The 13,407-nt window shown below is 63.9% G+C and carries 15 protein-coding genes and 1 pseudogene; all 16 read left to right on the top strand.

The window, feature by feature from the left end:
• Positions 1-37 precede the first annotated feature (37 nt).
• The 16 genes and pseudogenes from B2246_RS01765 (at position 38) to B2246_RS01690 (ending at position 13,315) form a co-directional block, all read left to right on the top strand.
• Positions 38-2,065 (top strand): DNA topoisomerase III, encoded by a 2,028-nt coding sequence (locus B2246_RS01765; protein ID WP_175994348.1) that lies wholly within the window; start codon positions 38-40, stop codon positions 2,063-2,065.
• Between the two features lie 465 nt (positions 2,066-2,530).
• Positions 2,531-4,039, top strand: coding sequence for a DNA cytosine methyltransferase (locus B2246_RS01760; protein ID WP_286881753.1), 1,509 nt, complete (start codon positions 2,531-2,533; stop codon positions 4,037-4,039).
• Positions 4,040-4,299: 260 nt separating this feature from the next.
• Positions 4,300-4,551, top strand: a complete 252-nt coding sequence (locus B2246_RS01755) for a hypothetical protein (RefSeq protein ID WP_175658530.1) — start codon at positions 4,300-4,302, stop codon at positions 4,549-4,551.
• 24 nt (positions 4,552-4,575) lie between these two features.
• A complete protein-coding gene (locus B2246_RS01750) occupies positions 4,576-4,968 on the top strand; it encodes a hypothetical protein (RefSeq protein ID WP_175994346.1) in 393 nt (130 codons plus the stop codon).
• A 171-nt stretch (positions 4,969-5,139) separates the two neighbouring features.
• Positions 5,140-5,496, top strand: a pseudogene (locus B2246_RS01745) (ABC transporter substrate-binding protein); the annotation flags it as partial.
• 259 nt (positions 5,497-5,755) lie between these two features.
• Positions 5,756-5,986, top strand: a complete 231-nt coding sequence (locus B2246_RS01740) for a uridylate kinase (RefSeq protein ID WP_176025663.1) — start codon at positions 5,756-5,758, stop codon at positions 5,984-5,986.
• A 282-nt stretch (positions 5,987-6,268) separates the two neighbouring features.
• Positions 6,269-7,078: a GTPase gene (locus B2246_RS01735; RefSeq protein ID WP_175658532.1), complete on the top strand. Its 810-nt coding sequence runs from the start codon at positions 6,269-6,271 to the stop codon at positions 7,076-7,078.
• A gap of 95 nt (positions 7,079-7,173) precedes the next feature.
• Positions 7,174-7,539, top strand: coding sequence for a DUF3085 domain-containing protein (locus B2246_RS01730; RefSeq protein WP_150982060.1), 366 nt, complete (start codon positions 7,174-7,176; stop codon positions 7,537-7,539).
• A gap of 135 nt (positions 7,540-7,674) precedes the next feature.
• Positions 7,675-8,517 (top strand): phosphoadenosine phosphosulfate reductase family protein, encoded by an 843-nt coding sequence (locus B2246_RS01725; protein ID WP_150982059.1) that lies wholly within the window; start codon positions 7,675-7,677, stop codon positions 8,515-8,517.
• A gap of 312 nt (positions 8,518-8,829) precedes the next feature.
• Positions 8,830-9,372: an STY4534 family ICE replication protein gene (locus B2246_RS01720; RefSeq protein WP_150982058.1), complete on the top strand. Its 543-nt coding sequence runs from the start codon at positions 8,830-8,832 to the stop codon at positions 9,370-9,372.
• A 116-nt stretch (positions 9,373-9,488) separates the two neighbouring features.
• Positions 9,489-10,100, top strand: a complete 612-nt coding sequence (locus tag B2246_RS01715; protein ID WP_150982057.1) for a DUF3275 family protein — start codon at positions 9,489-9,491, stop codon at positions 10,098-10,100.
• An 87-nt stretch (positions 10,101-10,187) separates the two neighbouring features.
• Positions 10,188-10,535 (top strand): hypothetical protein, encoded by a 348-nt coding sequence (locus B2246_RS01710; RefSeq protein ID WP_150982056.1) that lies wholly within the window; start codon positions 10,188-10,190, stop codon positions 10,533-10,535.
• 104 nt (positions 10,536-10,639) lie between these two features.
• Entirely contained in the window at positions 10,640-10,981 is a 342-nt protein-coding gene (locus B2246_RS01705; RefSeq protein WP_150982055.1) for a hypothetical protein, read from the top strand.
• A 90-nt stretch (positions 10,982-11,071) separates the two neighbouring features.
• Positions 11,072-11,722: a hypothetical protein gene (locus B2246_RS01700; RefSeq protein WP_150982054.1), complete on the top strand. Its 651-nt coding sequence runs from the start codon at positions 11,072-11,074 to the stop codon at positions 11,720-11,722.
• Positions 11,719-12,900: a DUF6094 domain-containing protein gene (locus tag B2246_RS01695; protein WP_404842173.1), complete on the top strand. Its 1,182-nt coding sequence runs from the start codon at positions 11,719-11,721 to the stop codon at positions 12,898-12,900. Before B2246_RS01700 ends, B2246_RS01695 begins: the two co-directional genes overlap by 4 nt.
• Before the next feature lie 103 nt (positions 12,901-13,003).
• Positions 13,004-13,315, top strand: coding sequence for a hypothetical protein (locus B2246_RS01690; RefSeq protein WP_150982052.1), 312 nt, complete (start codon positions 13,004-13,006; stop codon positions 13,313-13,315).
• Positions 13,316-13,407 lie beyond the last annotated feature (92 nt).

The following is a 13,407-nucleotide window of genomic DNA, read 5'->3' as shown; positions in this document are numbered from 1 at the left end:
GCTCATCTGATGAACAGCACGTTTCCGAGGAGGTGGTATGCGCGTGCTCCTGTGCGAGAAGCCCTCCCAAGGCAAAGACATTGCCCGCGTGCTCGGCGCAACCCAGCGCGGCAATGGCTGCTACACCGGTGCCGGTCTCAGCGTCACCTGGGGCATCGGCCACCTGATCGAAACCGCTCCGCCGGAAGCCTACGGCGAGCAATACAAGCGATGGGCGCTGGAACCGCTGCCCATCGTTCCCCAGCGCTGGCAGGTCGAGGTCAAACCCAAGACTGCCGCGCAATTCAAGGTCGTCAAGCAATTGCTGGCGCAGGCCTCCGAGCTGGTCATCGCCACCGACGCCGACCGCGAAGGCGAGATGATCGCTCGCGAACTGATCGACTACTGTGGCTACCGCGGCCCCATTCAACGCCTCTGGCTGTCGGCGCTCAACGATGCGTCGATCCGCAAGGCGCTGGGCGTGCTCAAACCTTCGTCGGAGACCTTGCCGCTCTACCACTCTGCGCTCGCCCGTTCGCGTGCCGATTGGTTGATCGGCATGAACCTCAGTCGCCTGTTCACGGTACTGGGCCGGCAAGCCGGCTACGACGGCGTGCTCTCGGTCGGGCGTGTGCAAACGCCGACGCTGAAACTCGTGGTCGACCGCGACCGCGAGATCGCGCGTTTCATCTCCCTGCCATTCTGGGCGATCGAGGTCACCTTGTCCTCGGGCGGTGCCTCCTTCATGGCTCACTGGATGCCGCCACAGGGTTGCATCGATGACGCCGGACGCTGCCTGCAGCAGCCCATTGCGCAGCAGGCCACCGAGCGCATCCGTGCCGCCGGCACCGCCCAGGTCACCACGGTCGAGACCGAGCGCCTGCGCGAAGGCCCGCCGCTGCCGTTCGACCTGAGCACGCTGCAAGAGGTCTGCTCCCGGCAGTTCGGCCTAGACGTGCAGGAAACGCTCGACATCGCGCAGGCCCTGTACGAGACGCACAAGGCGACGACGTACCCCCGCTCCGACTCGGGCTATCTGCCCGAAAGCATGTTCGCCGAAGTCCCGACCGTGCTCGACAGCCTGGTCAAGACCGACCCGGCCCTGCGTCCACTGATCGCCCAACTCGACCGCACCCAGCGCTCGCGTGCCTGGAACGACAGCAAGATCACGGCGCACCACGGCATCATCCCGACGCTGGAGCCGGCCAACCTCTCCGTCATGAGCGAGAAGGAACTGGCTGTCTACCACCTGATTCGTGCGCACTACCTTGCGCAGTTTCTTCCCCATCACGAGTTCGATCGCACCACGGCGCGGCTCACCTGTGGCGGCCAGAACCTGGAAGCCGTTGGCAAGCAGGTGGTCGTGCCCGGTTGGCGCCTGGTACTGGCCACGCCAGAACCCGCCGACGAGGACGGTGATGCCGGGACTCGGAGCCAGGTGCTGCCGCCGCTGCGCGAAGGACTGGCCTGCCAGGTCGGCCAAGTCGATCTGAAGGCCCTCAAGACGCTGCCGCCCAAGCCGTACACACAGGGCGAACTGGTCAAAGCCATGAAAGGCGTTGCTCGCCTGGTCACCGATCCGCGCCTGAAGCAGAAGCTGAAGGACACCACCGGCATCGGCACCGAGGCGACTCGTGCCAACATCATCAAGGGCCTGCTCGACCGCGGCTACATGGTCAAGAAAGGTCGTGCGGTGCGTGCCTCCGACGCTGCCTTTACGCTCATCGACGCCGTGCCGGCGGCGATTGCCGATCCCGGCACGACCGCCGTGTGGGAGCAGGCACTGGACATGATCGAAGCCGGCCAGATGACCCTGGACGCCTTTGTCGAGAAGCAATCCGCCTGGATCACGCAGCTCGTGCAGCAGTACCGCAGCATCACCTTGTCCATCAAGCTGCCTCAAGGGCCTGCCTGCCCGCTATGTGGTGCTGCCACCCGGCAACGCACAGGCAAGAGCGGTGCGTTCTGGTCGTGCGTCCGGTATCCCGACTGCAAGGGGACGGTAGCCATCGAATCTAAACCGGGACACCGCACCAGCGGCGGCAACCGCAGCAAGGCACCCACGCAGCGCCGCTCGTCCAAGTAACCGCCTCACCGAACCCCATCGCATCGGCCGCGACCGATGCACTGGCCTCGCCCCCCGCGAGGCACCCAGCACGCACAACCTTCTGCGATGTGTGCACGTCCGCATCGGCCGTTCCTGCCGACGCGGCGAGAAGGCGTATTGGTCCATCGCCCGCATCCGTGGGCGCTTTGTTCCGCGTGTTTCCGTTTTCCCGGTCGGTCTCCCAGCGGCTTGCAGCGCGAGCCGCTGGGAGACCCACTGGGTCAGCGGTAATCGATGCCGGAGCCTACCGGCGAAACAACAGGCTCCTTTTGTACGCGGATGCGCGCCAAAGGATTTCGGCCCCAACCACGACACGGGCCGGGTGCGATCGCTGATGCAGCGACAGGCTCTACCGACGGCCACGTTCTGCGACAGCCCACAGGTGGTTTCCTCCTCGACAGCCGAAGACCTGCGTGGTCTTCGGCGCCTTTCTCCCGTCCATCCATGACCCGTGAAAGGAGAAAACCCATGCACCACCCATCTAGTTACCCGCCCGCGTTGCAGTACGGCAGCGTGTGCAGCGGCATCGAGGCGGTCAGCCTCGCCTGGGAACCTCTCGGCTTGCAACCGGCCTGGTTCGCAGAAATCGAGCCGTTCCCCAGCGCGGTGCTCTCGTACCGCTACCCCGGTGTCCCGAATCTCGGCGACATGACCCTGATCGCCGGCCAGATTCGCGCCGGCATCGTGCCAGCCCCCGACATCCTGGTCGGCGGAACCCCTTGCCAATCTTTCAGCGTCGCTGGCGACCGGCTCGGCCTGTCCGATCCGCGCGGTGCGCTGAGTCTCGCCTATGTGGAGTTAGCCAATGCCATCGACAAAGCCCGTCAGCAAGACCACCGCTCGCCGGCCACGCTCGTCTGGGAAAACGTCCCTGGCGTCCTCAGCGATCGCAGCAACGCCTTCGGACACTTCCTGGGCGCACTGGCCGGAGAAAGCCGTGCGCTCGAACCGCCAGGGGAAAAATGGACGCACGCGGGTTGTGTGTCTGGACCCCGCCGCCGCATCGCGTGGCGGGTGCTCGACGCCCAATACTTCGGCGTTGCCCAGCGCCGTCGTCGTGTGTTTCTTGTGGCAAGTGGTCGAGACGATCTCGATCCCACCGCAGTACTTTTTGAGCCCGGTGGCGTGTGCGGGCATCCTGCGCCGGGCCATGCACCGTGGCAAGACGCTTCCCCACATGCTGCACCAGGTGCTGATGCAGCAGGCGGATTTGCCGGATTGAAGCCGGCCTACGGCAAGGTGACGTACTCGTTCGGCGGTGGCAACACGAAGGGGCCGATCGACGTGGCCGCCTGCCTGACGGCGGCACCCGGTGCCAAGAACGACTTCGAGGTCGAAACCTTCACCGTGCAATCGGTGACGGGCTCCATCAGCCATGCGTTGAACACCGCCAATAACGGCAAGGGGTGCAGCGAAGACGGAACTGGACGTGGCGTGCCGATCATCGCCGTTCGTCCTGAATCCACGGTCATCGCCTTCGCGCAAAACAATCGCAGCGAGGTACGCCTGGAGTCGGGCCACGGGCAAGTCACCGGGACGATCATGTCCGGCGGAAAGCCGGGGTATGGCCAGCCTCTCGTCGCCTGTGTGGCGCTACGCGGCCGCGAAGCCGGCATGACGGCAGAACTCTCGCTCGGGTTGTCTCCCGCGCTGCGCGCGAGTAGCGGCGGTGGTGACAAGGGCCATGTGCTTGCACCGACCTTCGAGGCCCATTTTCGCTACGAAGCTAACGAGCCAGGTGATACGGACTGGTCGCAATGGCGCGTGCGCCGACTTATGCCGATGGAATGCGAGCGCCTTCAGGGCATGCCCGACGACTACACGCTTGTTCCATACCGCGGCAAGCCCGCCGCGGATGCGCCGCGCTACAAGGCGATCGGCAACTCGATGGCGGTGCCATGCTTGGCCTGGCTAGGCGAGCGCCTGTTGCAGACATTGCGCAGAACACGGTGATGAAGGGTTTCTGCTTTCGGGGCGACAGGAATCTGCGTTGTGCTGATGCTCCCTCCATGCGTCGCTGACTTCGTCAGTACCATGCCAGCAGCCTGGGTCTTCCGGCTGCCGCGGATTTTCTCCGCGCGACCCGCCAGTCCGCTTCGCATCGACCACCGCGGACGAGCGCCCACCGGCGCCGATGCTGCCTTGTTCCACCGACCGGGAGGTTTTCGCTTCCCGACAGGGATGTGGCCTCCGACTTTCCCCAGGAGATCGCCATGTCCTTTCCGTTTTCAGCGGAGCTTCCCAACTCCTCCCAAGCCCGAGCTGATGCCGTCGGCTATCTGGCGCTGATCTACGTCGGCAAACGCCTGCCCCTTCAGGTCTGCCACAGCGCCGCCGGCCACTACATCGGCACCGCCGATGCAGAGGGGCCGGTCTCACGCGAATCCGTCCAGTACTTCCGCTCGTACCAAGCAGCCAGCCAGGCCATGACGACAGGCCACTGGCAGCAACGGCTTCATCCCTAAACCGTCCTCGCCAGGAGTTTTCTCATGAACCAGTCTTTGCCCCAAGACGCACTCGATCTGATCGTGCGGGAAACGCAGCACTTCTCACAAGCACCTGAAGCGTTCTTCCAGGCCTGGAAGCGTGGCGCTGAAATCGCTGGCCCCCAATGGTTCGGCGATGGAACCGCCGATGGGCTGCAACGCGCCCAAACCAAATGGGATCTTCGCCCGAACACGCAGCGAATCAACGATGCCATCGGCGTGCTGAGTAGCGGCCAGCGGATGTTTCTCGCCGCGATGGTGAGCTTCTACAACGAACGCAATGGCGGCGCCATGCTCAAGCGCTGCGGCTTCTACGGCCTGGCCGACTTCGGCGGTCTCGATCTGGAGCGTCGCCAGGTACTTGCCGACCTCCTGTTGAACTACAGCGGCTGGTGAGTTCGTCCAGGCTCATCGCCATCGTCCATTCCTTCTCACCCGGGACATACGCTCCATTCCGAGCCATGTCCTTCTTTCATCGCCCGAAGTCGCTCGGCTTCGGGTCTCTCCCTTGCGGATGCTTGTCCGCAAGGGCTGGCTCCGCCCGTTTCTCGAATGGAGCCACCAATGACCAATTTCTACGGTCGCTGCTGGGAAATCAGCACGGCACACCTCACACAGGATGCGTGGAATTACCTCGCCAATCTGGCAGACATTGCCACACCGACTGGCTTTCTGTTCATCGCATTCCGCATCCCGTACTGTCCGGCGATCGGCGTGAAACTGATCTCCATCCCGTGGACGGACGCCAACCTCGGACAGGCTGATGGCATCACCTCCAAGCAGTTGCGGCAAGAGCATCTGGACAACGGCCTTCCGGTCGAACTGGCTGACGTGCTGCATCTGGCCGGGGAGGCCGACGTTCGTATCCTGATCTTCGATGCCGATGCCCCGGTGCAGGAAGGTCTGCCGGTGTACGAAGCATAACCACGCTCCACAAGAGCATCTCCCGTCCCTGCGGACTAGCACCCGCAAGGGTGTCGGTCCGCTCTTTTTCTGGAGTATTTCCATGTCCTATCCCGAACCCGCCTTGAGCGACCTGCTGACGCACCTGGGAAGCACTATCCGCGACCTGTGCCAGCGCCAGATCGACAAACATCGTCCCCTGGAAAACCTCAACCTCCCCAGCATCGTTGATCGCGTATTGCACGAACACGGAGCCGACGCGGATTTCGACGAGCAACTAATGGCCTGCATCAGCTTCATGTGCCATGACGGCGCAACCGGCCAGACCTTGGTATTCGAGCGCGAGAAGGGCAAATTAAACATGCGCGAGATCGACACATCCGATTTGGTAGACACCAGCATCGACAGTTACGAAATGGTGCTGTTCGACGGTGGCAATATCGACGGTGACTGCTGGAAGCACGTTTTTTTTCCACGACAGCGCACACACTATTTCGTATACGAAGCCTGACCCACCCAGCCCCTCCACCGAGAGGCTTTTTTTCGACCGAAAACGGGCGCCGCCGGATTCTGATTCCTCCGCGCACGATCACCGCTGTCGCGCAATGCTGCACGCATGTTCGCTGGCGTAGCCGGCGCATGCCCAGGCAGTCGAGACCTTCGAGACTGCGAGTGCCAACCGCACTGGTCATTGCCATCCCCAGGACGCACGCCGCGTCCACCCACGCCACCCACAAGGGACATTCCTCCCTTGCGGGCAGGGAGTCCCTTGCTTTTCTTCAAGGAGATTCCCATGGACCGTTCCACTATTCGCAACCAGATGCCCACGCTCGTCGTAGGTCATGTGCCGCGCAACATCCGCACGTTCAAGTTCCGCGTCATCGACGACCAGCCGCAGGAATCGGCGCTGGGCTTCATGATCGACCCGCAGCCCTTCGATGGCACGGTGATCGCGACGACCGACGAAGCCGTCGTCGTCAAGACCGGCCGCGCCGAGTTCGTGGCACTGGATCGCAAGCTGGTCACGACCGTCCCCGACGACGGTGCCAAGGTGCATGTCCATCCCTACGCACGGCGCCGTTTCGACGGCCTGCGCGCGGATACCCCGGAAGAGCGCACCGAGCACACTGCCGACGGCACGCCCTATACCGTCAAGACGCACATCCTCGGCTCGGCGCCAGCCAAGCTGCCCATCCCCGAGCCGCAATGCCCGGAGCTGGGCGACCTGATCCAGCAACTGGAACAGCTTCCGGCTCCCGACCGCTTCCGGCGCATCACGCACCTGCTGGTCGATGCCGGCGCCTGCGACTTCACCTGGGTCGATCCGACGCCGGACAAGATCATCGAGACGCCCCCGGCGATCAGCTTCACCGTCGAAACCACCAAGTTCGCGGGCCGGGTCACGGTGCTTTACGACCGTGCCGGCGATGTCTACGCGGTGGAGCTGCGCCGCGACGATGAACTGGTGGACCGACACGACGAGGTGTATTTCGACAGCCTCGGCGAAGTGCTCGAACGCTTGATCGACGACGGGCGCTGGCGCCAGATCGAGGTGAGCGTCACCTCCGGCACGAAGGCCTCCCGCCAGCGTCGGGCGGCGTAAAGCCCAACTCATCCCCGTCTGCATCTCTGCCTCGCAGGCTCCCTACCCATCGGGCGGGGAGCCTTTTTCCTTTTCAATCCATAGGAGATTCATTCATGTCACTGCGATTCAAAGGCGCCGATCTGCGCCCCGTGCTGGCGGAAGCAATCGCCAATCAGTGCAACGTCATCCTCGCCAAGGACCAGGGTGCGTATTTCCTCGCCGAGCGCGGGGAACGCCGCACCGATGGCCGCCAGAAGCTGATCGCTTACGCCGTCGGCTGCAACCCGGATACCGACCCGTTCGACGACTGGTGGGAGCTGGTACGCGCCGAGCTGGGTGGCGACGACTTCGGCGAGTTCTTGGACCCGAAGGATGGCGTCTTCACGCGCATCCTGAACAGCGAGGACGATCTCGAAGTGTCCGCCACCGAGACGCAACTGTTCTTGCAGGCGGTCGAACCGACCAAGAACAGCGGCTAACCCTCCGGTCTCATCGCCCCCGGCAAGGGGGCTTTTTTTCCTCGCGCCGCGGCTATTGCTGCGCGCCCGCACTCGTCTCCAGGCCGCACGGCCTTCGTCGCCGGCCGGCCCGCCGGCATGTCACCGGAGACGACCATGCGCGACCCGTTCAAGATCGACCAACCGACCTGCATCAGCTTCAGCGGTGGGCGCACCAGCGCCTACATGCTGTGGCGCGTGCTACAGGCGAACAGCGGATTGCCTGCCGACACCGTGGTCTGCTTTGCCAACACCGGCAAGGAAGTCGAAGCCACGCTGCGCTTCGTGCGCGACTGCGCCACACACTGGCACGTGCCGGTCCATTGGCTTGAATATCAGCCGGAGGCACCCGGTTTCGTGCGAGTAGATTTCGAGCGCGCGAGCCGTGACGGTGAACCCTTCGAGGCGCTGATCCGCAAGCGCCAGTACCTACCCAATCCCGTCGCGCGCGGTTGCACCACCTCACTGAAGATTCGCCCGATGCACCGCTTCCTGCGGCAGCTTGGCTGGACGGAGTGGGACCAGTTCATCGGTATTCGCACCGACGAACAGCGGCGCGTCGCCAAGATCCGCGCGCGCGGCCACTCCACCGAATCTGTCCACGAGACCATGTGCATGCCGCTGGCCGAAGCCGGAACAACCGTGCGCGACGTGACCGCCTTTTGGAAGGCACAACCGTTTGACCTGGAGCTGCTGACCGTCAACGGCCGCACGCTCGAAGGCAACTGCGATCTCTGCTTCCTGAAACCGCGCGGGCAGCGCCTGGCGCTCATCAAGGCCCGCCCGGAAGCGGCCGTGTGGTGGGTTCGCATGGAGTCGCTGAATCTCGCCAGCAAGCCCAGCGGCGCGCGCTTCCGCGTCGACGGACCGAGCTACGCCGACCTGGCCCGCTTCGCAGCCGATCAAGGCGACCTGTTCGATCCGGCGGACGAACCGATCGCCTGTTTCTGCGGCGATTGAAGAGCAAGGTCTGCATCGCCAATGCGGGCGCATGCAATTTCCGATTATCCGTGGCCCCGGCCTGGCCCGGCGTGCCACGCTCACTCCATGTCCCGCTGACGTCGTCAGCAACATGCCAGGCAGCCTTCGGTCTTTGAGGCTGCGCACGGTTTTTCCGTGTGACTGAGCCAGTTCGCACCGGCATCCATGCGCGAACGACCGTCGATCCCAACGGTGATGCCATCGCTGTTCCATCAACCCACGCGGGGGTTCCACACCTTCCCCGCCTGGGTCGGGTGTGTCTCCGCTTTCTTGTCCTACTGGAGATTCACCATGACCACTTCCAGCGAAAAGTCCTTTTTCGACCTGCATATCACCGGTCTGGGCTACCTCAATCGCATCCGCGAGGTGAAGCCCAAGAAAGGTTCCCCCTTCCTGGCCTGCGACATCGCGGCGCTCAACGGTCCTACCGATGACGTCTCGTATGTGCGCTTCGACACCCGCGTTTCGGGTAACGAAGCACAGCACCTGGTTCGCCGCTGCGAGGATGCGGTCAAGGCCGAAAAGAAGGTCTTGATCGGCTTCCGCCTCGGCGACCTCTGGGCCGATGTCTTCACCTATACCAAGGGGAAGCGCGTCGGCGAGCAGGGGGTGAGCTTCAAGGCCCGCCTGCTGTTCATCTCCTGGATCAAGGTCGACGGCGATCTCGTCTACAAAGCCGAGTCCAAGCCGACCGACTCCGACGACCGCGAAAGCGACGTTCCGGCTTCTGCCGAAACGCCCGCACCGCAGGAAGCTCCGGCCCAGGCGTCCCCCGCGCCGGCCGCTGAAGCTGACGTCGAGGCCTCCGCACTGGAGTCCGCCGAGTCGTTCTGACCCGCTGATCCACAAGGCCCCGCACTCCGGGGCCTTGTTCTTCTCCCCGCAGCTACCCCGTCGTCGGTCATCTACGCCGAAGGCCTGTGGCTGTCCTTCATTCGCAGGAGCCTCCCATGATTACCATCCCGGGCCAATTAGCCATCAAGACCATCCACGGCAGGAACGGCGACTTCAACGTCGGCCGCCTGGCGACCTCCATCGGCGAGTTCGTTGTGAAGAACGCCGAACTCGACCAGTACGCCGAAGGCAAGTACGAGGGCGATTTCGCTATTGCCGAGATCCGCCCGTCCACGTACACCGCCAACGGTCGCATGGTCATCGAAATCCGCGCCCTGCTGGGCGGAATGACGCTCTCCAACATCGACGAACTGAGCGGTGACGAAGCCCGACAACTGAGCCCGCAGGAAGTCGATCCGATCGACGAGGAAGCGCAGGCTCCCGCACCAACAACGCCCAAGGCTCGGGCCAAGGCGAAGTCCCGCGGCCCGCGCGATCCGCTGGTCGACACCACGCCGTTCGGTTCCAAGCCGGCTGTGGCGTCCCCCGAGGCTTCGGCCGATGCGGACGACGCAGCGCTGTTCGGCACCCTCTGGCCGCTGGGCGAGATCGTCAAGCTCGACGCTACCGTCGATCGTCGTGTTCTGCGCGAGCAGCGCGACCGTCTCGGCGTGCTGGGCTACGAGTTCGCGCCGCTGTCCCAGGACTGGCACCTCGCCACTGCCTGATCTTTCCGTCGCCTCGGCGACGTTCACCGCCCGCCGGGGTTCTTCCTCGCAGGGAGGACTCCGGCCTTTTTCTTAAGGCCTCCCATCATGTCAACGATCACTTCCAATGCCCCCGGCGGGGATACCTGCCCTGTGTCGGACGAACCCGCGTGGCGAACTGTCTGCGAGAGAGCGGCCACGCAAGCTAACGCAGGGTGCGGACTGTCTTACGACTACTACGTAGAGCGTTTCAGTTCGGAGATCGATGCGCAAGTTCGTCAATTTCCGGAATCCCAGCACGCAACAGCGCTGCAAATAGCTCAGGAATGGGGCTACGCAACACCCGCCGAACGGCAGGCGACGCGGAGCTGGAACTCTGAAAACGGCTATTGCTCGCACGGGATCGAGTTGGGATGTTGCCCGGCCGGTTGCGATCGAGACGACGACTGGGACTGAAATCCCTGCATTGGTTCCCACGCCGTACATACGGCATTTCCACACACCCGCCGGGGTTCTTCCCCGATGGGGAAGCTCCGGCAACTTCACCTAGGAGCTTCACCATGAGCCGGCACTACTTTGATACGACCCACAAGGGCTTTCCCATCACCGTCATCCTCGGCTGGGATCGGCCGATGGATTACTTCTTCCTGATGATTCAGAAGCCAGCCGAGTTGATCGACGACACGGCAATGGTCGAGGACGACGATTTTCTGTACAGCAACCTGCACGAGAGAGATCCGTTCGGCCATGACCTCGACTACTACCGCGAGGTTCTGCGTCATTTTCAGATCGTTGTGCCAGAAAGCATGTTCATCCAGTCCGAGCGCGACCAGGAAATGAATACCGGCAATCGCACCGTCAAGCATCAGGCAGACGGTTCCTTCACCGAACGGGAACTCTGATCCCAGGTAATTCGCGTTCTTTCATCCACCCCACGGGGCAGTCATTGCCCTGGCGGGCGGTGCTGCTCTCTCTTTATCGAGGACATCACCATGCCTGCTTCCGCCTCATCCAAACCGCTGTACCGCATCGACGAGTGCCCCGACCTGATGGCCGACGCCTGCGTTGGTGACGATCAGGGCAATCTGATCTTCCTGTCCATCTGGGCGCGTGACACCGCCGTTCAGGAGTTCCTCGCACGCCTCACCCTCGGGCGCGACGAGCAGGGACTGGACCAGTTCCACGTCATCACCCCGGAAGGCGGCTCGCTGCCGCTGTTCGTCGGCAACGTCGAACGCCTGGAGAAGCGAGCCACGCGCGCCTACCGGCGCACGCTGTTCGGGTCGCTCTCCAATGTGTGGCTGTTCGACAAGCGCTGCGTGCAGCCCGACAAGGCTAACGCCAGCGCACTGGCGCTTTTGCCCCGCGATTCCACGCACCGGCTCGATCGGCTGTGGACGCTGGTGCAGGACACCTGCCCGTTGCCTCTGCTCGACCACTGGCGCGCGACCGTGCTGGAACTGCTGCAAACCCGCCAGATGCTGGCCGGCCTCCCGTTCGCTCTTGGACCGCTGGAGGGCCACCGGCTCGCCATCGACGTGCCGGCGCTGACCACCGCGCTCGGTGATCTGATTCGCAGCGGAACGCTCGGCGCTTCCGACTACGAGCTGGCCTCGAACGCGCCCCTGCGGCACGTCGCCTGAAGCCTTCACCACGGGCATGTGCGTCAGCACATGCCCGCTTTCCTTCATCCCATTCCAGGAGAAATCCCATGGCTCTCATGTTTCCGCGGCTTGCCCGCAATTTCATCAAGAACGGCTATTTCCCGACCGATGAACCGACGTTGGAGCGGGTGCTGTCCGCACTGGCGCCGGCCAACGGCCCCATGTGCATCATCGATCCGTGCGCCGGTGAAGGCGTGGCGATCGCCGAGGCCGCCCATGTCCTCGGGCGCGAGCAGGCCAAGGCCTTCGCAGTCGAATACGACGCCGAGCGGGCACGCCATGCCCGCAGTCTGGTCGACCACTGCATCCACGGCGACTTGATGGATACGCTGATCTCCCGCCAGACCTTCGGCCTGTTGTGGCTGAACCCGCCGTATGGCGACCTGAGCAAGGACGTCAACGGCAACATCGGCTACCAGGGTCAGGGCCGCGCCCGGCTGGAAAAGCTCTTCTACCAGCGCAGCTTGCCGCTGCTGCAATACGGCGGCGTGATGGTCTTCATCGTGCCGTCCTACGTGCTCGACGCCGAGCTGGTCGGTTGGCTGACCAGGCACTTCGCCGAGCTACGCATCTACCAGGCGGTGGACAAGCAGTTCCGGCAGGTGGTGATCTTCGGTCGGCGCATTCGCCAGCGCGACCAGGCATCGGATGCGGTCAAGGCCACGCGCGGTCTGCTGTTGCAGATCGGGCAAGGCGATGCCGAAGCCGAGGAACTGCCGAGCGAATGGCCGTTCCTGCCGTATACCGTCCCCGCGGCTCAGGCCGAGCCGGAGCACTTCTACCGCGTGACGATGGAACCGGAGCAGTTCGCCGATGAAGTCGGCCGGCTGCAAGGGCTCTGGCCGTCCGTGGACACGCACCTGGGCGCCGCGCAGAAAGCGCTGCGGCCTCCGGCGCGTGCGTTGTCGCACTGGCATCTCGCCCTGGCCCTGGCCGCAGGCGCGATCTCCGGCGTGGTGCGCTCCAGGAATGGTCGCGTGCTCGTCGTCAAAGGGGACACTCACAAGGAGAAGACCCTCCAGCAGGAGTTCACCGAGCGCGACGACGGCTCCGTAGCCGAGACCCGCATCCTCACCGACAAGTTCGTCCCTGTCATCCGAGCCTGGGACATGACGCCAGGCTCCGCCACGCGGGGCGAGGTATTGACCATCCGCTGATCGCGGCTCATCAACGACGGCTCGCCGTCGCTCTCATCCACCCAACCGGGGTCTACCACCCCGCTGGGGTGCCGTGGCCCCTCCATTCTCCAGGGAGCACACCATGGCAACCCAAGCATCTCCCATCGCCCAGACCTCGAACCGGCGCTTCTCGCCCGGCCAGATGGTCATGACCTGCGGCGTCGATGAACTGGTCCGGCAGGGCCGGCTCAACCCCGCGCCGTTCCTGTTTCGCCATCTCCATGGCGACTGGGGTGACCTCGACGACAGCGACCGGCGCCAGAACGACGCCGCGTTGAAGTCCGGCGAGGATCGCCTGTTCTCGTCCTACCAGGTCGAGCCTGACCTGAAGCTCTGGATCATTACCGAATGGGATCGCAGCGTCACCACGCTGCTGCTGCCCAGCGAGTACTGATCCTCTCCACGCACGACGGCCAAGCGCCGTTCTTCTCTTCCCACACCGGGGCATGCCATCGCCCCGTGGGGGTGGTGCATGCCTCATTTTCA

This window comes from Cupriavidus sp. UBA2010, from assembly GCF_002335265.1.
Classification (GTDB): Bacteria; Pseudomonadota; Gammaproteobacteria; order Burkholderiales; family Burkholderiaceae; genus Cupriavidus; species Cupriavidus metallidurans.
The sequence above is the reverse complement of the archived record's forward strand: the minus strand, read 5'-3'. Positions and strand labels throughout refer to the sequence as shown.

Coding starts and splice junctions, on each gene's coding strand:
- B2246_RS01760 (WP_286881753.1), top strand. CDS start 2,531: ATGACCCGTGAAAGGAGAAAACCCATGCACCACCCATCTAGTTACCCG.
- B2246_RS01750 (WP_175994346.1), top strand. CDS start 4,576: ATGAACCAGTCTTTGCCCCAAGACGCACTCGATCTGATCGTGCGGGAA.
- B2246_RS01740 (WP_176025663.1), top strand. CDS start 5,756: ATGGCCTGCATCAGCTTCATGTGCCATGACGGCGCAACCGGCCAGACC.
- B2246_RS01725 (WP_150982059.1), top strand. CDS start 7,675: ATGCGCGACCCGTTCAAGATCGACCAACCGACCTGCATCAGCTTCAGC.
- B2246_RS01755 (WP_175658530.1), top strand. CDS start 4,300: ATGTCCTTTCCGTTTTCAGCGGAGCTTCCCAACTCCTCCCAAGCCCGA.
- B2246_RS01690 (WP_150982052.1), top strand. CDS start 13,004: ATGGCAACCCAAGCATCTCCCATCGCCCAGACCTCGAACCGGCGCTTC.
- B2246_RS01730 (WP_150982060.1), top strand. CDS start 7,174: ATGTCACTGCGATTCAAAGGCGCCGATCTGCGCCCCGTGCTGGCGGAA.
- B2246_RS01765 (WP_175994348.1), top strand. CDS start 38: ATGCGCGTGCTCCTGTGCGAGAAGCCCTCCCAAGGCAAAGACATTGCC.
- B2246_RS01720 (WP_150982058.1), top strand. CDS start 8,830: ATGACCACTTCCAGCGAAAAGTCCTTTTTCGACCTGCATATCACCGGT.
- B2246_RS01710 (WP_150982056.1), top strand. CDS start 10,188: ATGTCAACGATCACTTCCAATGCCCCCGGCGGGGATACCTGCCCTGTG.
- B2246_RS01715 (WP_150982057.1), top strand. CDS start 9,489: ATGATTACCATCCCGGGCCAATTAGCCATCAAGACCATCCACGGCAGG.
- B2246_RS01705 (WP_150982055.1), top strand. CDS start 10,640: ATGAGCCGGCACTACTTTGATACGACCCACAAGGGCTTTCCCATCACC.
- B2246_RS01735 (WP_175658532.1), top strand. CDS start 6,269: ATGGACCGTTCCACTATTCGCAACCAGATGCCCACGCTCGTCGTAGGT.
- B2246_RS01700 (WP_150982054.1), top strand. CDS start 11,072: ATGCCTGCTTCCGCCTCATCCAAACCGCTGTACCGCATCGACGAGTGC.